The sequence below is a fragment of the Providencia rustigianii genome, from assembly GCF_900637755.1.
Classification (GTDB): Bacteria; Pseudomonadota; Gammaproteobacteria; order Enterobacterales; family Enterobacteriaceae; genus Providencia; species Providencia rustigianii.
Genome location: NZ_LR134396.1, coordinates 2,712,258 through 2,730,813, shown reverse-complemented (window position 1 = coordinate 2,730,813; position 18,556 = coordinate 2,712,258). Strand labels below are relative to the sequence as shown.

At 43.5% G+C, this 18,556-nt stretch carries 17 protein-coding genes; 16 read left to right on the top strand and 1 reads right to left on the bottom strand.

Going from position 1 to position 18,556, the window contains the following annotated elements:
* The 15 genes from rsmH (at window position 1) to lpxC (ending at window position 17,339) form a co-directional block, all read left to right on the top strand.
* Window positions 1-954 carry a 16S rRNA (cytosine(1402)-N(4))-methyltransferase RsmH gene (rsmH, locus tag EL244_RS12580; protein WP_126461299.1) on the top strand — a complete coding sequence of 318 codons (954 nt, stop codon included), beginning with the start codon at window positions 1-3 and terminating at the stop codon, window positions 952-954.
* Window positions 954-1,274, top strand: coding sequence for a cell division protein FtsL (ftsL, locus tag EL244_RS12575; protein ID WP_006815011.1), 321 nt, complete (start codon window positions 954-956; stop codon window positions 1,272-1,274). The genes rsmH and ftsL overlap by 1 nt, the downstream gene beginning before the upstream one ends.
* Window positions 1,275-1,286: 12 nt before the next feature.
* On the top strand, window positions 1,287-3,053 hold the full coding sequence (gene ftsI / locus EL244_RS12570) for a peptidoglycan glycosyltransferase FtsI (RefSeq protein WP_115164589.1): 1,767 nt from the start codon (window positions 1,287-1,289) through the stop codon (window positions 3,051-3,053).
* Window positions 3,040-4,527 (top strand): UDP-N-acetylmuramoyl-L-alanyl-D-glutamate--2,6-diaminopimelate ligase, encoded by a 1,488-nt coding sequence (murE, locus tag EL244_RS12565; protein WP_126461296.1) that lies wholly within the window; start codon window positions 3,040-3,042, stop codon window positions 4,525-4,527. Before ftsI ends, murE begins: the two co-directional genes overlap by 14 nt.
* A complete protein-coding gene (gene murF, locus EL244_RS12560; protein WP_126461293.1) occupies window positions 4,524-5,888 on the top strand; it encodes a UDP-N-acetylmuramoyl-tripeptide--D-alanyl-D-alanine ligase in 1,365 nt (454 codons plus the stop codon). Before murE ends, murF begins: the two co-directional genes overlap by 4 nt.
* The gene (gene mraY / locus EL244_RS12555) at window positions 5,882-6,964 is read left to right on the top strand and encodes a phospho-N-acetylmuramoyl-pentapeptide-transferase (protein WP_006815007.1); all 1,083 of its coding nucleotides are present in this window, start codon (window positions 5,882-5,884) and stop codon (window positions 6,962-6,964) included. The genes murF and mraY overlap by 7 nt, the downstream gene beginning before the upstream one ends.
* 1 nt (window position 6,965) lies before the next feature.
* Window positions 6,966-8,291, top strand: coding sequence for a UDP-N-acetylmuramoyl-L-alanine--D-glutamate ligase (gene murD / locus EL244_RS12550; protein WP_126461290.1), 1,326 nt, complete (start codon window positions 6,966-6,968; stop codon window positions 8,289-8,291).
* On the top strand, window positions 8,291-9,484 hold the full coding sequence (gene ftsW, locus EL244_RS12545) for a cell division protein FtsW (protein WP_006815005.1): 1,194 nt from the start codon (window positions 8,291-8,293) through the stop codon (window positions 9,482-9,484). The genes murD and ftsW overlap by 1 nt, the downstream gene beginning before the upstream one ends.
* On the top strand, window positions 9,481-10,557 hold the full coding sequence (gene murG, locus EL244_RS12540) for an undecaprenyldiphospho-muramoylpentapeptide beta-N-acetylglucosaminyltransferase (RefSeq protein ID WP_126461287.1): 1,077 nt from the start codon (window positions 9,481-9,483) through the stop codon (window positions 10,555-10,557). The genes ftsW and murG overlap by 4 nt, the downstream gene beginning before the upstream one ends.
* A gap of 54 nt (window positions 10,558-10,611) precedes the next feature.
* Window positions 10,612-12,075 (top strand): UDP-N-acetylmuramate--L-alanine ligase, encoded by a 1,464-nt coding sequence (gene murC, locus EL244_RS12535; RefSeq protein WP_112837219.1) that lies wholly within the window; start codon window positions 10,612-10,614, stop codon window positions 12,073-12,075.
* A 2-nt stretch (window positions 12,076-12,077) separates the two neighbouring features.
* Entirely contained in the window at window positions 12,078-12,998 is a 921-nt protein-coding gene (locus tag EL244_RS12530; RefSeq protein WP_006815002.1) for a D-alanine--D-alanine ligase, read from the top strand.
* Between the two features lies 1 nt (window position 12,999).
* A complete protein-coding gene (gene ftsQ / locus EL244_RS12525) occupies window positions 13,000-13,806 on the top strand; it encodes a cell division protein FtsQ (RefSeq protein ID WP_006815001.1) in 807 nt (268 codons plus the stop codon).
* A 44-nt stretch (window positions 13,807-13,850) separates the two neighbouring features.
* Window positions 13,851-15,107, top strand: a complete 1,257-nt coding sequence (ftsA, locus tag EL244_RS12520) for a cell division protein FtsA (RefSeq protein WP_006815000.1) — start codon at window positions 13,851-13,853, stop codon at window positions 15,105-15,107.
* Between the two features lie 56 nt (window positions 15,108-15,163).
* Entirely contained in the window at window positions 15,164-16,321 is a 1,158-nt protein-coding gene (ftsZ, locus tag EL244_RS12515) for a cell division protein FtsZ (RefSeq protein ID WP_006814999.1), read from the top strand.
* A 100-nt stretch (window positions 16,322-16,421) separates the two neighbouring features.
* Window positions 16,422-17,339 (top strand): UDP-3-O-acyl-N-acetylglucosamine deacetylase, encoded by a 918-nt coding sequence (gene lpxC, locus EL244_RS12510; RefSeq protein ID WP_006814998.1) that lies wholly within the window; start codon window positions 16,422-16,424, stop codon window positions 17,337-17,339.
* Window positions 17,340-17,382: 43 nt separating this feature from the next.
* Here lpxC and EL244_RS12505 read toward each other — a convergent pair whose 3' ends face one another.
* On the bottom strand, window positions 17,383-17,904 hold the full coding sequence (locus EL244_RS12505; RefSeq protein WP_006814997.1) for a DUF721 domain-containing protein: 522 nt from the start codon (window positions 17,902-17,904) through the stop codon (window positions 17,383-17,385).
* Between the two features lie 90 nt (window positions 17,905-17,994).
* Here EL244_RS12505 and secM point away from each other — a divergent pair, with 90 nt between their 5' ends.
* Window positions 17,995-18,522, top strand: a complete 528-nt coding sequence (secM, locus tag EL244_RS12500) for a secA translation cis-regulator SecM (protein ID WP_006814996.1) — start codon at window positions 17,995-17,997, stop codon at window positions 18,520-18,522.
* Window positions 18,523-18,556: the final 34 nt, after the last annotated feature.

The following is an 18,556-nucleotide window of genomic DNA, read 5'->3' as shown; positions in this document are numbered from 1 at the left end:
ATGACGCAACAACAATTTAAACACGTAACCGTACTGCTCGATGAAGCAGTCAATGGGCTAAATTTAAAACCAAACGGCATCTATATCGATGGCACATTTGGTCGAGGTGGGCACTCTCGCTTGATTTTGAGTCAGCTTGGTGAAAATGGCCGTTTAATTGCAATAGACCGTGATCCGGAAGCGATTAAAGCTGCTCAAGAAATCAATGACCCTCGCTTTATGATTAAGCATGGTCCATTTTCAGCGATTGCTGATTATGCCGAAGAAGAAGGTTTAGTTGGCAAGATTGATGGTGTTTTACTGGATTTAGGCGTTTCTTCACCTCAATTAGATGATGCCGAACGTGGATTTTCATTTATGCGTGATGGACCCCTCGATATGCGAATGGACCCGACTCATGGGCAATCAGCTGCACAATGGCTGATGACGGCCGAAGCCGATGATATCGCATGGGTATTAAAGACTTTTGGTGAGGAGCGTTTCGCTAAGCGCATCGCAAGAGCCATCGTTGAGCGCAACCATAATCCAGAAGAAGAGCCATTAACACGTACTCGTCATTTGGCTGAATTGATTGCGAAAGTGAGTCCAATGAAGGATAGACACAAGCATCCAGCAACACGAAGCTTCCAAGCAATTCGTATTTATATTAATAGCGAATTGGAAGAGATTGAAAAAGCGTTGAATGGTGCGATGTCAGTTTTAGCCCCTGAAGGACGTTTATCGGTGATCAGTTTCCATTCACTTGAAGATCGATTAGTAAAACGCTTTATACGTCAGCATAGCTCCGGTCCTTCAGTTCCTCCGGGGATCCCTTTGACTGAGGCGCAAATTAAAGAGTTAGGTGCTGCTAAGTTACGTGGATTAGGAAAAATGAAACCATCAGATTCTGAAATTGATGAAAACCCACGGGCTCGTAGTTCAGTGCTACGTTTTGCAGAAAGAGCGCCAGAGTAATGACACCAGAAAGGCACAGTTTAGCTAGAGTTATCGGTCGCGACCTATTTCGCTACGGAATTATTCCGCTGATCTTGTTAGCCGCAATTGTTATTAGTGCCGTGTTCGTGGTGACAACGGCTCATGAAACGCGACTACTCACCGCAGCGAAAGACAAGCTGTATGAAGAAAAAGATTCTCTTGATATCGAATGGCGAAATTTGATCTTAGAAGAGAATGCGTTAGCGAGTCATAGCCGTGTTGAGCGTTTATCGGTTGAGAAATTACAGATGGTTCATGTAGAACCGTCTCAAGAAAACATTATTGTCTCGAAGCAATAACAAAGGTTCAGAATGAAAGCATCCAAACCAGCTAAAAACAAGAAAACAGAAGAAGTCACCAGCTTTGTTCGCTGGCGCTTTGTTTTGCTGTGTGGATGTATTGTTTTAGCGTTAGCCGGTTTACTTGTCCGTGTTGCCTATCTTCAAATTATTGCACCTGAAAAATTGGTAAAAGAAGGGGATATGCGCTCTTTACGCGTGCAAGAAGTGGCAACTGCTCGTGGAATGATCAGTGACCGTGAAGGTCGTCAGTTAGCCGTTAGTGTTCCAGTGAACGCTATTTGGGCTGACCCAAAAGAAATTTTTGAAAAGGGTGGTATTAGTAACGATGAGCATTGGAAAGCTCTTGCTGACGCCCTCGAAATCCCATTAGAGCAAATCACCACTAAAATCTCGTCTAATCCAAGAGGGCGCTTTGTTTACTTAGCGCGTCAAGTCAATCCTTCAATTGGTGAATATATCCGCAAATTAAAAATTCCGGGTATTTATTTACGCAAAGAATCTCGCCGTTATTACCCATCAGGACCTGTTACTGCGCATTTACTGGGGGTCACTAACATCGACGGTGAAGGCATTGAAGGGGTTGAAAAAAGTTTTGACCGTTGGTTAAAAGGCGCTCCAGGGGAGCGTACTGTACGTAAAGATCGTAATGGTCGTGTAATCGAAACGGTTTCTACAGTAGACAGCCAAGCTGCACATAACTTGATGTTAAGTATTGACGAGCGAATTCAATCCATTGTTTATCGTGAACTCACTAAAGGCGTTCAGGAAAACAAAGCTGAATCAGGTGTTGCGATTCTTGTGGATGTGCAGACGGGTGAAATTCTTGCGATGGCAAACAGCCCATCTTATAACCCGAATAACCTTGCAGGCACGCCAATGGATGCCATGCGTAATAGGGCAATTACCGATATTTTTGAACCCGGTTCAACGGTAAAACCCTTGGTGGTTATGAGTGCGCTAAATAATAAAATTGTTAAAGAAAATACCGTATTAAATACCTATCCATACCGTGTTAATGGTCATGAAATTAAAGATGTCGCGCGTTATGCGGAGTTAACTATTACGGGGATTTTACAGAAGTCGAGTAACGTTGGTGTTTCAAAATTAGCGTTAGCGATGCCAGCTACAGAGTTGGTGGATGTGTATAGCCGCTTTGGGTTTGGTAAGCCGACTAATCTGGGGTTAGTCGGGGAAAGTAGTGGTATCTTTCCAAGTAAAAAAACACGGTGGTCTGATTTAGAAAGGGCCACCTTTTCTTTCGGGTACGGGCAAATGGTGACTCCATTACAGCTAGCGCGTGCCTATGCAACAATTGGTAGTTTTGGTGTATATCGCCCTCTGTCTATCACGAAAGTCGATCCACCCGTTCCGGGTACACGGGTATTTCCTGAGCCTATTATGCGCACGGTCGTTCATATGATGGAAAGTGTTGCTCTGCCTGGTGGTGGGGGAACTCGTGCGGCAATCAAAGGCTACCGAATTGCGATTAAAACAGGTACTGCGAAGAAAGTCGGTCCTGAAGGTCGCTATGTTAATGAATATATCGCTTATACAGCAGGAGTTGCGCCAGCCAGCAACCCTCGCTATGCCCTTGTGGTTCTGATTAATGATCCTAAAGCGGGTAAATATTATGGAGGTGCGGTCTCTGCACCTATTTTTGGTTCCATTATGGGTGGGGTATTACGCCTGATGAATGTTGAGCCAGACGCATTGCCAACAGACGATAAAAGTGAAATCGTGAACAGTCAAAAAGAGGTTAAAAGTGGCAGATCGTAATCTTTGTGAGCTCCTCGCACCTTTTGGTGTGAGCACAACAAATATCTCTCTACGAGAGATGACGCTAGACAGCCGAAAGGCTGCCGCGGGTGATCTGTTTATTGCAGTAAAAGGCCATCAATCGGATGGCAGACACTATATTCCTCAAGCTATTGCTCAAGGTGTTGCTGCCATTATTGCAGAAGCACAAGGTGAAGCTGAAGAAGGCGAAATTCGCGTTGTGCATGGTGTACCAGTCATTTATCTCCATGACTTGAATAACCGCTTGTCTGCTTTAGCGGGTGAGTTTTATCATCAGCCATCTTCCAAAATGAAATTGGTTGGTGTGACCGGGACCAATGGTAAAACCACGACGACCCAATTAATTGCTCAGTGGGCAAAAGGCTTAGGTGAAACATCTGCGGTGATGGGAACCGTGGGAAATGGTTTGTTAGGTAATGTTTCGCCAAGTGAAAATACGACAGGCTCAGCGGTTGATATCCAGCTGGAGCTAACTCAGTTATTGAATAAGAAAGCGACCTTAACGGCGATGGAAGTGTCTTCCCATGGGTTAATTCAAGGTCGTGTTGCTGCATTAAATTTCGATGCTGCGGTATTTACCAATTTAAGTCGTGATCATCTGGATTATCACGGTGATATGGAAAACTATGAAGCGGCTAAATGGTTGTTATTTTCTACTCATCAGACAAAAACACAAATTATTAATGCGGATGATGATGTCGGACTGAAATGGCTGCATCGTTTGCCACAAGCCTGCGCAGTTACGATGGAAAATCGTATCCCAAAAAATTGGCAAGGTCCGTGGTTAAAAGCGACAAGCGTGGATTACCACGACAAAGGTGCAACAATTCATTTTGCATCTTCGTGGGGAGAAGGTTCTTTTGAAAGCCCTCTAATGGGCGCTTTCAATGTCAGTAATTTACTGCTGGCAATGGCAACCTTACTTATGATGGACCATCCATTAGATAAATTATTAGCGGCAACAGATTTCTTGATGCCAGTTTGTGGTCGTATGGAAGTTTTCAGCACTGAAGGTAAGCCAACAGTGGTTGTTGACTACGCCCATACGCCGGATGCTCTAGAGAAAGCACTTTTAGCGGCACGTTTGCACTGCAAAGGCAAATTATGGTGTGTCTTTGGCTGCGGTGGTGATAGAGATAAAGGCAAGCGTCCTCTAATGGGGGCCTCTGCGGAACAGTATGCAGACAAAGTCGTGATCACCGATGATAACCCTCGCAGTGAAGAACCTCTTGATATTATTAATGACATCATGGCGGGTATTTTAGATTCAAGCCGTGTGTTAGCCATCCCTGGCCGCCCAGAAGCAGTAACAAGCACCATTTTACAGGCTCAACCTGATGACGTAATTTTAGTCGCAGGCAAAGGTCACGAAGATTACCAAATTATTGGCTCACGCCGTTTAGATTATTCAGACCGTTTGACGGTGGCGAGATTATTGGGGGTGGTAGCATGATCCCCGTAACACTAAGCCAACTCTTACAAGTCACTCATGGTCGCGTTATTAACGAAGGTAATCAAGAATTATTGCTGCAAAATGTTAGTACCGATAGCCGAAAAATTGATGAAAGTTGCTTATTTATTGCGTTAAAAGGCGAGCGTTTTGATGCCCATGATTTTGCGAGTCAAGTGGTTGACGCGGGTGTTGCTGCGTTATTAGTCGACCATCAACTCGATATCAATTGCCCGCAGATTATTGTGGATGACACTCGAATTGCTATGGGGCAATTAGCGGCTTGGGTTCGTCAACAATCTAAAGCTCACGTTGTTGGTTTAACGGGTTCTTCAGGAAAAACTTCAGTCAAGGAAATGACCGCCTCGATTTTAGTACAGCGTGGAAAAACACTGTACACAGCGGGTAATCTCAATAACGATATTGGTGTCCCGTTAACACTATTCCGCTTAACCCATGATCACCAATTTGCTGTGATTGAGATGGGTGCAAACCATCCTCATGAAATTGAGTACACCACCAATATTGTAAGACCAGAAGCAGTGTTAGTGAATAATTTATTTGGGGCTCACTTAGAGGGCTTCGGATCTCCAGAAGGCGTAGCGAAAGCGAAAGGTGAAATCTATCAAGGTTTACCTGATGAGGGAACAGCGATCGTCAATTTGGATAGTTATTCGGATAAGTGGCAATTCAAGCCACGTCAGACAGTTTGGCGTTATTCATTAACTCAGCAAGAGCACGCGGATTTTTACCCTTCAAATATTCAGGTCAAGCAATTAACAACAGATTTTACATTACATACCCCAGTAGGGCAGGTGGATATTACTCTGCCACTTCCTGGTATGCACAATATTGCTAATGTTTTAGCGGCAAGTGCATTATCGATTTCTGTTGGGGCAACACTGGAAGAGATCAGACAAGGTTTAGCGAGTACTAAAGCGGTTCCGGGACGTTTATATCCCGTACGTTTAGGTGATAACAAAGTTGTTATTGATGACACCTACAATGCGAATGATGGCTCAATGATTGCGGCAATTAATGTGCTGGCAACATTACCCGGTTATCGCATTTTAGTGGTAGGAGACATGGGTGAGCTTGGTCATTATGCCCATGATTGTCATCAGCGTGTTGGGATTGCAGCTAAACAGGCAGGTTTAGATAAAGTATTAAGTGTTGGGCAGCTAAGCGAAATTATCAGCCAATCTAGTGAATGTGGTGAACATTTTACGGTTAAACAAGATTTATTAACTCGACTCATTCCGCTAACCCAGCAGAATGACGTTGTTTCTATTTTAGTTAAAGGTTCACGCAGCTCCACGATGGAAGATGTTGTGAATGCATTGAAGGAGTGCTTCGCATGTTAGTCTGGCTAGCCGAATTATTGGTTCACAAATTCTCGGTCTTTAACGTCTTTTCCTATTTGACGTTTAGAGCTATCGTCAGTTTACTGACTGCGTTGATTATTGCTTTATGGATGGGACCGCATTTAATTGCCTACTTGCAAAAAATGCAAATCGGACAAGTTGTTCGTAGTGAAGGTCCTGAATCTCACTTCAGCAAGCGCGGTACGCCGACAATGGGGGGAATTTTAATTCTGTTCTCTATTTGCGTATCCGTATTGCTATGGGCGCGCTTAGAAAACCCATATGTATGGTGCGTACTATTAGTTTTAGTCGGCTACGGTATCGTGGGCTTTGTGGATGATTACCGCAAAGTCGTGAGAAAGGATACTCGGGGTCTGATCGCTCGTTGGAAATATTTCTGGCAGTCAGTCTTAGCATTGGTCGTTGCATTCTCTATGTACGCTATTGGAAAAGACACGCCAGCCACTCAGTTAGTTGTACCATTCTTTAAAGATGTTATGCCTCAATTAGGCCTCCTATACATTTTATTAGCTTACTTCGTTATCGTTGGAACCAGTAATGCGGTTAACCTGACTGATGGTTTAGATGGCTTAGCGATTATGCCTACCGTATTTGTTGCTGCCGGATTTGCCCTAATTGCATGGGCAACGGGTAACGTCAACTTTGCGAGTTACTTACATATTCCATTCTTACCTCATGCAGGTGAGTTAGTGATTGTCTGCACGGCTATAGTTGGGGCTGGGCTCGGTTTCTTATGGTTTAACACTTATCCAGCGCAAGTCTTTATGGGCGATGTAGGCTCACTAGCTCTGGGGGGCGCATTAGGAACGATTGCAGTTCTTTTACGCCAAGAATTCTTATTAGTGATTATGGGCGGTGTATTTGTTGTTGAAACGTTGTCTGTGATTTTACAAGTTGGCTCATTTAAATTACGTGGCCAACGAATTTTCCGTATGGCTCCAATTCACCATCACTATGAATTGAAAGGTTGGCCAGAACCTCGTGTTATCGTTCGTTTCTGGATTATCTCCTTAATGTTAGTCCTGATTGGACTGGCAACATTGAAGGTGCGTTAAAATGGTTGGTTTACAGGCTCAGCAGTATCAGGGTAAAAACGTTGTCATTATAGGCTTAGGATTAACTGGCCTATCGTGTGTTCAATTTTTCCTCACGCGTGGTGTTGTTCCTCGTGTGATGGATACCCGCGCTGTGCCGCCCGGCATTGATAAACTTCCCGATAATGTGATTTGCCATAGTGGAAGTTTGAATGATGAATGGCTGCTACAAGCCGACTTAATTGTGGCGAGTCCAGGTATTGCACTGGCAACTAAGCAACTACAATTAGCCGCCAATAAAGGCATTGAAATTGTTGGTGATATTGAACTGTTTTGCCGTGAGGTAGATGCACCCATCGTGGCGATTACCGGTTCAAATGGTAAAAGCACTGTGACCTCTTTAGTTGGCGAAATGGCTAAAGCGGCTGGCATTTCTGTCGGTGTTGGTGGAAATATTGGTATTCCAGCGTTATCACTGTTAAATCAAGGTCATAGTTTGTATGTGTTAGAGCTGTCTAGCTTCCAATTGGAGACGACCTCTAGTTTACAAGCAGCTGCTGCGACAGTATTGAATATCAGTGAAGATCATATGGATCGCTATCCGCTAGGGTTGGAACAGTATCGCGCGGCTAAATTACGAATTTATGACAATGCACAACATTGTATTGTTAATGCTCAGGATGTCTTAACGCTCCCTACTGACCATCGGCTCAATCAATGTACTAGCTTTGGGTTAAATCATGGCGATTACTACTTTGATACTCAAAAGCGAGTTTTGATAGCGAAAGGGGAAACGGTGTTAGATGCCTCAGAAATGCATTTAACTGGGCAGCATAACTATATGAATGCACTAGCTGCATTAGCTTTAGCGGATACGGTTGGTATTCCTCGTGAAGCTAGCATCAAAGTATTAAAAGAGTATGCGGGCTTAGTTCATCGCTTCCAATTAGTATTATTTAATAACGGAGTTCGTTGGATTAACGATTCTAAAGCCACCAACGTAGGTAGCACTGAAGCTGCATTAAATGGTTTACATGTGGATGGTACTATTTATCTACTGCTGGGTGGTGATGGTAAATCGGCAGATTTTTCACCACTGAAAAACTATATTTCGGCAGATAATTATCGCCTGTACTGCTTTGGTCGTGATGGTAAGCAGCTTGCGGAATTAGCGCCAGAAAAATCAGTACTCACTGAGACGATGGAGCAAAGTCTGCGCCAAATTGCACCTTTATTGAAAACAGGGGATATGGTGCTGTTATCCCCAGCTTGTGCGAGTTTGGATCAGTTTAAAAGCTTTGAACAGCGTGGCGATATCTTTGCTCAGTTAGCTAAGGAGTTAGGTTAATGACCATACCGGGTGCTTTGCGTATAAAAAATTGGGTCATTGGTGAAAAGAATGGCGTGATTTCAGGCACGACGCTCTATGACCGTACATTGGTCTGGCTAGCATTCGGTTTGGCAGCAATTGGTTTTATCATGGTGACTTCGGCATCCATGCCTGTTGGGCAAAAATTAACGGATGACCCATTCTATTTTGCAAAGCGTGATGTGGTTTATCTGGTCATCGCTTTTCTACTGGTATTAGGTGTAATGCGTATTTCTATGGCGACATGGGAAAAATACAGTTTTACCCTATTGATGATTGCCTTAGCTATGCTTGCAGTGGTGTTGGTCGCGGGTAGCTCGGTTAACGGGGCATCACGCTGGATAGATATTGGTATCGTAAAAATTCAGCCTGCTGAAATTTCGAAATTTGCACTGTTTTGCTATGTTTCTAGCTATTTAGTTCGTAAATCAGATGAAGTACGGACTAAATTTTTTGGTTTTGTAAAACCAATGTGTATTTTGATTTTCATGGCGCTTTTATTATTACTACAGCCTGACTTAGGGACTGTTGTGGTATTGGTTGTCACGACTCTTGGGCTGCTATTTCTAGCAGGTGCTAGATTAGCACCATTTATTATTGGTATTGCGGCTTGTGGAGTCGGGGTTTTAGCCTTAATTATTTTTGAACCTTATCGCTTACGTCGTGTGACTTCATTCTTAAATCCGTGGGACGACCCATTCGGTAGTGGCTATCAGTTAACTCAATCACTGATGGCATTTGGTCGAGGTGAGTTACTCGGACAAGGGCTGGGTAACTCAGTACAAAAATTAGAGTATTTACCAGAGGCTCATACCGACTTTATTTTTTCTGTATTAGCGGAAGAGCTTGGCTATGTTGGTGTTGTACTGGTATTGCTGATGGTCTTTATGTTGGCATTTAGAGCCATGATGGTTGGGCGTCGCGCTCTGCTATCAAATCAACTTTTTGGTGGATATCTCGCTTGCTCAATTGGTATTTGGTTTACCTTCCAAGCGTTAGTAAACGTAGGTGCCGCAGCAGGTATGCTGCCAACTAAAGGGTTAACCCTCCCATTGATTAGTTATGGTGGTTCCAGTTTATTAGTCATGTCCGCGGCAATTGCGGTATTACTGCGAATCGATTATGAGACACGTCTTGAGAAAGCTCAGGCGTTTGTAAGGAGTTCCAAATGAGTCAGGCAAAAAAATTACTCGTTATGGCTGGTGGGACTGGGGGACATGTTTTCCCTGGTTTAGCTGTAGCACACTATTTGCAGGCTCAAGGTTGGGAAATTCGCTGGTTGGGAACTGCGGATCGAATGGAAGCAACGTTAGTCCCTAAACATGGTATCGATATCGAATTTATTCAAATCTCTGGTTTAAGAGGTAAAGGTCTAGGTGCATTGATTGGAGCACCTTGGCGTATTTATAAAGCTATCCGCCAAGCGAAAACGATCATTAAACGCTATCAACCTGATGCAGTTTTAGGTATGGGCGGCTATGTTTCCGGACCAGGAGGAATTGCTGCATGGCAATGCGGTGTTCCTGTTGTTCTCCATGAACAGAATGGGATTGCAGGATTAACCAATAAATGGTTATCCAAAATTGCAACAAAAGTATTACAAGCATTTCCTGGCGCATTCCCCAATGCCCCCGTGGTTGGAAACCCAGTACGTGAAGATGTCTTAGCTCTTCCTGCACCGCAAACTCGCCTTACAGGGCGAGAAGGCGCTATACGCGTTCTGGTTGTAGGAGGGAGTCAAGGCGCTCGTATTTTGAATCAAGTCATGCCAGTGGTTGCTGGAAAAGTAACCAAACAGTTAAATATCTGGCATCAGGCGGGAAAAGGCGGTAAGGAATCGACAGAAGCACTGTATAATGGTTGCTTGAAAAATTCAGTCAATTCTGAGTTTAAAGTGACTGAATTTATTGATGATATGGCGCAAGCTTACGCATGGGCTGATATTATTGTCTGCCGCTCAGGTGCATTAACCGTTAGCGAGGTCGCTGCTGCTGGCTTACCTGCGATTTTTGTCCCTTTCCAGCACAAAGACCGCCAGCAATATTGGAATGCGTTACCACTAGAACAAGCTGGGGCTGCAAAGATTATTGAGCAGCCACAATTTACCCCTGATGCTGTTGCCGAGTTACTCGACCAGTGGGACAGAGCTGAATTATTAGTGATGGCTGAAAAAGCCTATGGTTGCGCGATCACAGACGCAACAGAACGTGTCGCAGCGGTAATCTGCGAAGTCGCTAAAAAATAATAGCAAATCTCGGCAGTGAAATTTAGACAGAATTTATAGAGAAGCGGAAATACAGTGAATACACAGCAATTAGCGAAATTAAGAACATCAGTGCCAGAAATGAGAAGAGTTCGGCACATTCATTTTGTTGGCATCGGTGGTGCTGGCATGGGTGGTATCGCTGAAGTGTTGGCTAACGAAGGTTATGAAATTAGTGGTTCGGATTTAGCGCCGAACCCTGTTACTCAACAGCTTACTGCGCTTGGGGCGACAATCTATTTTAACCATCGCCCTGAAAATGTTGAAAATGCTAGTGTCGTGGTTGTCTCCACTGCCATTTCTATGGATAACCCTGAAATTCAAGCTGCGAAAGAGTTGCGTATTCCGGTTATTCGTCGTGCAGAAATGCTGGCTGAGTTAATGCGTTATCGCCATGGTATCGCAGTTGCAGGAACTCATGGGAAAACGACGACAACGGCAATGATTTCTGGGATCTATGCTCAAGCAGGTTTAGACCCAACATTTGTGAATGGTGGATTAGTTAAATCGGCGGGTACACATGCGCGTTTAGGTAGCAGCCGCTATCTGATTGCAGAAGCAGATGAAAGCGATGCGTCATTCTTGCATTTGCAACCATTAGTCGCAGTCGTTACGAATATTGAAGCTGACCATATGGATACCTATCAGGGAAATTTCGAAAACCTGACAGATACCTTCATCAACTTCTTACATAATCTGCCATTTTATGGTCGTGCAGTAATGTGTATTGATGATCCAGTAATCCGCTCATTATTACCTAAAATTGGTCGCTACATTACGACCTATGGTTTTAGTGAAGATGCTGATGTTCGTATTACGAAATACACACAAAAAGGTAATCAAGGTTTCTTCACCATTGCACGTGAAGGTATGCCTGAGCTAACCGTTGTTTTGAATGCACCTGGCCGCCATAATGCGTTGAATGCGACTGCAGCGGTTGCCGTGGCAACGGAAGAAGGAATTGACGACTTACATATTCTATCTGCTCTAGTTGAATTTCAAGGCACTGGCCGCCGTTTTGACTTCTTAGGCAATTACGCTTTACGCAACGTGAATGGTAAAGAGGGTGAAGTGATGTTGGTGGATGATTATGGTCATCATCCAACAGAAGTCGATGCGACGATTAAAGCGGCAAGAGCTGGATGGCCCGATAAGCGCATTGTGATGATTTTTCAACCTCATAGATATTCGCGTACGCGTGATTTGTATGATGACTTTGCAAACGTACTTGGTCAGGTTGATGTGTTGCTCATGTTAGAAGTTTATTCGGCAGGCGAAAAGCCAGTTCCTGGCGCAGATAGCCGCTCATTATGCCGAACTATCCGTAGCCGTGGGCAAGTTGACCCAATTTTTGTGGCTGAACCAGAGCAAGTTTCACATATGCTGGCACAAGTTCTTGATGGTAACGACTTAATTTTAGTTCAAGGCGCAGGAAATATTGGTAAAATAGCCAAAAGCCTTGCTGAAACTAAGTTACAGCCCCCGATGGTTGAGGAATAAGTATGACAGAGAAAGTTGCTGTTCTATTAGGTGGAACATCTGCTGAACGTGAGGTTTCACTTCAGTCAGGAAATGCCGTATTGGCTGGGTTACGCCAAGCTGGTATTGATGCACACCCGATTGATACTCAAAATTTTCCTGTTGTGACGTTGAAAGACGCTGGCTTTGATAAAGTGTTTATCGCATTACATGGTCGTGGTGGAGAAGATGGGACAATTCAAGGAATGCTTGAATTTCTTGGCCTTCCTTATACTGGAAGTGGGGTGATGGCATCCGCACTGAGTATGGATAAACTGCGAACAAAACAATTATGGCAAGGTGCAGGGCTAAGTGTTTCTCCATATATTTCACTTAATAGGCAGAAATATACTAATATTAAAAAAGAGCAGTTAGCTCAGCAGGTTAAGCATCTTGGGCTACCATTGATCGTCAAACCAAGCTTGGAAGGTTCTAGTGTTGGAATGAGTAAAGTTGATTCTTTGGATGCTTTACCAGAAGCTATCGAATTAGCGTTTCGTTTTGATGATACATTATTGATTGAAAAGTGGTTAAGCGGTCCTGAATACACAGTTGCGGTGCTGGGCGATAACGTGTTGCCTTCAATCCGAATTCAACCTCCGGGCGTGTTTTATGACTATGAAGCGAAATATTTGTCGGATGAAACACAATATTTTTGCCCTAGCGGATTAGATTCTCAGCGCGAAGCTGAACTTGCAGATATCGCAATGCAAGCTTATCAAGCCGTAGGTTGCCGTGGCTGGGGTCGTGTAGATGTGATGCAAGATAGCGATGGTAAATTCTATTTGCTTGAGGTGAATACTTCGCCGGGAATGACCAGTCATAGTCTGGTTCCGATGGCAGCACGTCAGGCCGGCTTAGATTTTTCACAATTAGTGGCGCGTATTTTGGAATTGGCTAGTTGATATGTCACAGGCAGCGTTAAACGTTAGGCATCATAATGACGATAAAGACGAAGATCCAGGCTCTAGACCGAGTAATGGTGCGTTTTTAGGTGGGTTGATTTTCTTCCTAATGGTTGTAGGCACAATCATTTGGAGTGGTTGGACCGTGATGACTTGGATGAAAGATGCCGATAGGCTGCCGATGTCAAAGTTAGTCTTAACGGGAGAGCGAGCTTACACCACAAATGATGATGTTCGGAAGGCGATTTTATCCCTTGGGCAACCAGGGACATTTATGACGGTAGACGTCAATGCCATCCAGAATCAAATTAGTATGATGCCTTGGATCCGTCAGGTGACTGTACGTAAACAATGGCCTGATGAACTGAAAATTCATATTGTAGAATATAAGCCTTTTGCCCGATGGAATGACCAAAGCATGGTAGATAAGGAAGGTCGGGTATTTAGCCTTCCTGCTAGCCAAAATGGAAAAGGCGATTATGTGATGCTGTATGGTCCACAGGGTAGTCAGGGTGAGGTTTTAAAAGAATTTACTGTCTTAAAGGATATTTTGGCGAAAAATAACTTGAAACTAAAATCCATTTCTATGACAGCGCGCCATGCATGGCAGATTATTTTAGATAATGATGTACGAGTAGAGCTAGGTAAAAAGGATGTGTTAGAGCGGTTAAATCGTTTTCTTGAACTTTATCCGCTTTTACAGCAAACAACGGATAAACGCGTCGATTATGTCGACTTACGTTATACCAGTGGTGCCGCGGTAGGATGGGCTCCCGTTTTAGTCGATGCTCCACAGGGTTTCCAATAGGGCAGATTGCTAATAACTCAAATTAGGCAGATAGGCAGAAGCAAATGATTAAAGCAACGGACAGAAAATTAGTGGTAGGCCTTGAAATTGGAACTTCCAAGGTATCAGCCCTGGTAGGCGAAATTCTGCCCGATGGTATGGTTAATATTATTGGGGTGGGAAGCTGTCCATCTCGTGGAATGGACAAAGGTGGCGTTAACGATCTTGAATCCGTCGTTAAATGCGTCCAGAGAACGATCGATCAAGCTGAATTAATGGCTGATTGCCAGATTTCCTCTGTTTACCTTGCATTATCAGGTAAGCATGTAAGCTGTCAAAATGAAATTGGTATGGTGCCAATTTCAGAAGAAGAAGTGACTCAAGAAGATGTGGACAGTGTGGTTCACACGGCTAAATCAGTCAGAGTTAAAGACGAACATCGAATTCTGCATGTGATTCCGCAAGAATTCGCGATTGACTACCAAGAAGGTATTAAAAATCCAGTGGGTCTATCGGGTGTTCGGATGCAAGCTAAAGTGCATTTAATTACTTGCCATAATGATATGGCGAAGAACATTGTGAAGGCTGTAGAGCGTTGTGGGTTAAAAGTTGATCAGCTTATTTTTGCTGGTCTCGCCGCAAGTTACAGCGTACTTACTGAAGATGAACGTGAATTAGGTGTGTGTGTCGTTGATATCGGTGGCGGCACGATGGATATGGCAGTCTATACTGGTGGTGCATTACGACATACTAAAGTTATCCCTTATGCGGGTAATGTGGTCACGAGTGATATCGCGTATGCCTTTGGTACACCACCAACAGATGCAGAAGCGATTAAAATACGCCATGGTTGTGCTGTCGGCTCTATTGTTAGTAAAGATGAGACGGTTGAAGTGCCAAGTGTAGGGGGGCGTCCGCCAAGAAGTTTGCAACGCCAAACCTTAGCAGAAGTCATTGAGCCGCGGTATACTGAGCTGTTAAATTTAGTAAATGAAGAAATTTTAAATTTACAGGAACAGTTACGCTTACAAGGTGTCAAACACCACTTAGCCGCAGGTATTGTCCTGACTGGTGGTGCGGCTCAAATTGATGGCCTCGTCGAATGTGCTCAAAAAGTGTTCCATACGCAGGTAAGAATTGGTACACCACTTAATATAACAGGATTAACGGATTATGCTCAGGAGCCGTACTACTCCACTGCTGTAGGGCTCCTGCATTACGGTAAAGAAAGCCATCTTGGCGATGATACCGAAACGGAAAAACGTGCTTCAGTTAGCGGGTGGTTTAGTAAGCTAACCAGCTGGTTGAGAAAAGAATTTTAATTTTTATTTAGAAGCATATTATTAGCTTCGATTTAAGCACAAAACGGAGAGACATTATGTTTGAACCAATGGAGCTAACCAATGATGCGGTGATTAAGGTCATCGGCGTTGGCGGCGGCGGCGGAAATGCCGTTGAACACATGGTACGCGAGCGAATTGAAGGCGTTGAGTTCTTTGCTGTGAATACAGACGCACAAGCTCTGCGTAAAACCGCAGTAGGACAAACTATCCAAATCGGGACCGGTATTACTAAAGGTCTGGGTGCGGGTGCAAACCCAGAAGTGGGTCGCAATGCTGCTGAAGAAGACCGTGAAGCATTACGCAATGCTCTTGATGGAGCAGACATGGTCTTTATCGCCGCTGGTATGGGCGGTGGTACAGGTACCGGAGCAGCGCCAGTTGTTGCTGAAGTCGCTAAAGAATTAGGTATCCTGACAGTTGCTGTCGTGACTAAGCCATTCAATTTTGAAGGCAAAAAACGCATGGCATTCGCTGAAGCGGGTATCACTGAGTTATCTAAGCATGTTGACTCATTGATTACTATTCCGAATGACAAATTATTGAAAGTTCTTGGTCGAGGTATCTCTTTACTGGATGCTTTTGGTGCGGCAAATGACGTATTAAAAGGTGCAGTTCAGGGTATCGCAGAACTGATTACTCGCCCAGGTTTAATGAACGTGGACTTTGCTGACGTGCGTACTGTGATGTCAGAAATGGGTTACGCGATGATGGGCTCCGGTGTTGCACGTGGAGAAGATCGAGCTGAAGAAGCGGCAGAAATGGCAATTTCTAGTCCACTTCTGGAAGATATCGACTTGTCTGGCGCGCGTGGTGTGCTGGTTAACATCACGGCTGGTTTTGACCTGCGTCTGGATGAATTCGAAACTGTGGGTAATACCATCCGTGCATTTGCATCTGATAATGCAACGGTCGTAATTGGTACTTCTTTAGACCCAGAAATGCATGAAGAGCTGCGTGTAACAGTTGTTGCTACCGGTATTGGTATGGATAAACGTCCAGAAATTACATTGGTCAGTAATAAAATGTCTCAGCAAGCTTCAATGGAGCAGCGCTATCAGCAAATGCAAAATAGCATGTCTTCATTAAATGAAGAAAAACCAGCTGCAAAAGCAGTTAATGACCAAAATACGCAGACAAACAAAGAACCGGATTATTTAGATATTCCAGCGTTCTTGCGTAAACAGGCTGATTAATTTTTTAATTTAATTGGTTTTTCCGCTTTTTGTGCTAAAATTTTCTACTGACTATCCCTTATGATAGTCAGTAGGACTTATAACATTGCGAGAAAATACGATGATCAAACAACGGACACTAAAACGTATTATTAAAGCGACTGGTGTTGGTTTACATACCGGCAAAAAAGTTACGCTTACTTTACGTCCAGCGCCGGCAAACACCGGGGTCATCTACCGTCGTACTGACCTTAATCCACCGGTTGATTTTCCGGCAGATGCGAAATCAGTTCGCGATACCATGTTATGTACTTGCTTAGTCAATGAAGATAACGTGCGTATTTCTACTGTTGAGCATTTGAATGCTGCATTAGCGGGATTAGGTATCGATAACATTGTTATTGAAGTCAACGCGCCTGAAATCCCTATTATGGATGGCAGTGCTGCACCTTTTGTTTTCTTACTGCTAGATGGCGGTATTGAAGAATTAAATTGTGCGAAGAAATTCTTACGCATTAAAGAAACAGTACGTGTTGAAGATGGTGATAAGTGGGCAGAGATGTCACCTTATAATGGCTTTAGCTTAGATTTCACTATCGATTTCCAACACCCTGCGATTGATACCAGTACTCAGCGTTATGCAATGGATTTCTCTGCGGAATCTTTTGTGAACCAAATCAGTCGTGCGCGTACATTTGGTTTTATGCGTGATATTGAATATCTGCAATCGAAAGGTTTATGCTTAGGCGGTAGTTTTGACTGTGCTATCGTGGTTGATGACTATAAAGTTCTCAACGAAGATGGTTTACGCTTTGAAGATGAATTCGTTCGTCACAAAATGCTTGATGCAATTGGTGACTTATTCATGTGTGGACACAATATTATTGGTGCATTCACTGCATTCAAATCGGGTCACGCACTGAATAACAAACTTCTACAAGCTGTTCTGGCTAAAGAATCTGCTTGGGATTTGGTTACCTATGAAGATGAAGCTGAACTACCTCTGGCATTCAAAGCGCCTTCGGCTGTATTCGCATAATAGTTTCTATTATGCTGCTATTTCTGAATTGTAATACTCAGGTTTAGCCTTTTCTGTTGGTTGCATTAGTACCCTCTCCGGCTAATGCAGCCAGCCGCTCGAATCTCTCCTTTAATCCTTTTGGGCTTCTTTCAGCCAATTTCAATAGTTGTTCTGCTGTCTGTACACTTATCTGTCTTTGATTACGATTTGTCTTAGTTAAAACTGATTGCTTATTCAGTGAGCTATTTTGCTTAGTTTTTCGTATAAGATCGGGATTGATTCTGATGTCGATAGACGATAAAGATGGTAGAATGGAAGTTCTTAATGCGGAAAGAAGATTTAATTTTTCATAATTAAGACGGGTCATCCAACTGGCGTTAGCCACTTCGAGAACCATAATATTATTGCGATAGTTTGCCACGCGGCACATAGGCTTTATTTCTGCTGGTAGCAAATTTTTTACAACTTGGTTCAGTTTGAGAATCGCTTTTGCATTCCGCTGAATAGTTTGTAATGTATTGGATGTTTTTGACAACGACTCTTCGAGTACATTAAAAAGCGGTTGTGGATGACTATCTCTCATTGTGAACTCTCATTTTTCGCTATAGCCAAAGGTGTGGAGACATAACTGAGAAGTAATAATACTTCAATATACAGATTATATAAGAGTTTGATGGGTATTTTAAATTTTTGGCGACATTTAGGTAGAAGATACTTTTGGTCCCACCTATTATTAGGTGTTGTGGCTACGGGTGTCGGCTTGCCTACAATTCTAAATGCCTTGTCCCAATCCCAACAAACTCAAATTAACTCTACACCAGTTAATCGCCAAAGCCAGGCTGTAAATGCTTTCGATAACTTGTTTGCCCAACAGAGTTCTCAACGTTCTTCATCTTCATCTTCCTATTCGGTTAACTATTGGCAGCAGCATGCTGTTCGTAATGTTATCCGGCAACTGACTTTTGCATTTTCAACCAATGAAGATGAGGATACCGGTAAAAGAGTGCTGCCAAAAGAGCAGCATTTTGCACCACAGTTAATGATTGATACGTTGTATGCCATGCTGGCACAACGTTCACTTCAACGAGATGTGGCAAGCTTACAGAGTAGCCATCATATCTATCCAACCTTTACGGTCTATCAACCTGCAATTTGGGTTGCTCAGGTTCATGGGATTAGAGCCGGTCCTCTCTGCGCTTAAGTCTATTTAACGATTGTATCTCCATACTTTATGG

Bases quoted from the DNA above. Each gene is read 5' to 3' on its own strand.
- murD (WP_126461290.1), top strand. From the start codon at position 6,966: ATGGTTGGTTTACAGGCTCAGCAGTATCAGGGTAAAAACGTTGTCATT.
- EL244_RS12505 (WP_006814997.1), bottom strand. From the start codon at position 17,904: ATGAGAGATAGTCATCCACAACCGCTTTTTAATGTACTCGAAGAGTCG.
- lpxC (WP_006814998.1), top strand. From the start codon at position 16,422: ATGATCAAACAACGGACACTAAAACGTATTATTAAAGCGACTGGTGTT.
- ftsL (WP_006815011.1), top strand. From the start codon at position 954: ATGACACCAGAAAGGCACAGTTTAGCTAGAGTTATCGGTCGCGACCTA.
- ftsZ (WP_006814999.1), top strand. From the start codon at position 15,164: ATGTTTGAACCAATGGAGCTAACCAATGATGCGGTGATTAAGGTCATC.
- rsmH (WP_126461299.1), top strand. From the start codon at position 1: ATGACGCAACAACAATTTAAACACGTAACCGTACTGCTCGATGAAGCA.
- ftsI (WP_115164589.1), top strand. From the start codon at position 1,287: ATGAAAGCATCCAAACCAGCTAAAAACAAGAAAACAGAAGAAGTCACC.
- mraY (WP_006815007.1), top strand. From the start codon at position 5,882: ATGTTAGTCTGGCTAGCCGAATTATTGGTTCACAAATTCTCGGTCTTT.
- secM (WP_006814996.1), top strand. From the start codon at position 17,995: ATGGGTATTTTAAATTTTTGGCGACATTTAGGTAGAAGATACTTTTGG.
- murG (WP_126461287.1), top strand. From the start codon at position 9,481: ATGAGTCAGGCAAAAAAATTACTCGTTATGGCTGGTGGGACTGGGGGA.
- ftsQ (WP_006815001.1), top strand. From the start codon at position 13,000: ATGTCACAGGCAGCGTTAAACGTTAGGCATCATAATGACGATAAAGAC.
- ftsA (WP_006815000.1), top strand. From the start codon at position 13,851: ATGATTAAAGCAACGGACAGAAAATTAGTGGTAGGCCTTGAAATTGGA.
- ftsW (WP_006815005.1), top strand. From the start codon at position 8,291: ATGACCATACCGGGTGCTTTGCGTATAAAAAATTGGGTCATTGGTGAA.
- murF (WP_126461293.1), top strand. From the start codon at position 4,524: ATGATCCCCGTAACACTAAGCCAACTCTTACAAGTCACTCATGGTCGC.
- EL244_RS12530 (WP_006815002.1), top strand. From the start codon at position 12,078: ATGACAGAGAAAGTTGCTGTTCTATTAGGTGGAACATCTGCTGAACGT.